The organism is Bradyrhizobium sp. WSM4874, assembly GCF_055811835.1.
In genome coordinates this window covers 1-739 of the sequence record NZ_JBVVPR010000179.1, presented here as the reverse complement: position 1 = coordinate 739, position 739 = coordinate 1, and the positions used below count along the sequence as shown (strand labels likewise).

Genomic DNA, 739 nt, shown 5'->3' with positions numbered 1-739 from the left:
TAGGCTCGGGGTGCTGATTCCACAAAGGAGAGCAACGCCATGACGAGAGATATCACACCGGCTGGTTCGCCGGCGACCGGGGCTGTGGACGAAGCGTTTGCAGAAGTGCGGGCGAGCTTCGATCGGTTCTGCCTTGCGGCAGGGATCGAGGCGCTCGGCACGATGATGGAGGCGGATGTCACGGCGGCCTGCGGGCCGCGCCACGATCGCGACGCGGCGCGGCGGGCGCACCGTTGGGGCCGAACGCGGGGACGGATCGGCTTCCACGGCGGCAAGATCGAGGTCGAGCGCCCGCGGGTCCGGGGCGTGGATGGCGGCGAGGTCACGATCCCGAGCTGGGAAACGGCGGCGCAGGAGGATTGGCTCGGTCGCTGGGCGATGAACCTGATGCTGATCAATGTGTCGACGCGCCGGTTCGGCCGTGCTGTCCGGCTGCCCGAAGGTGACGTGCCGGCACCGCCCGGATCGGGGGTTTCGAAGTCGGCGGCCTCGCGGAGGTTCGTAGCGCTGTCGGCGGCGCGGCTGGCTGACTTCATGGCTGCCGATCTGTCCGCGCTCGACCTTCTGGTGGTCTAAATCGACGGGCTGCATCTCGGCGACGATCTCGTGCTGGTCGCCGCGATCGGAGTTGACGGCGAAGGCAACAAGCATCCGCTGGCGCTGGTGGAAGGGGCGACCGAGAATGCCGCAACGGTTCAGGCCCTGCTGGACAACCTGGTCTCGCGCGGGCTCGACCCGA

General features: G+C 68.5%; 1 pseudogene. It reads left to right on the top strand.

The window, feature by feature from the left end:
* Positions 1-39: 39 nt before the first annotated feature.
* Positions 40-739, top strand: a pseudogene (locus AC0L3P_RS39925) (transposase); the annotation flags it as partial.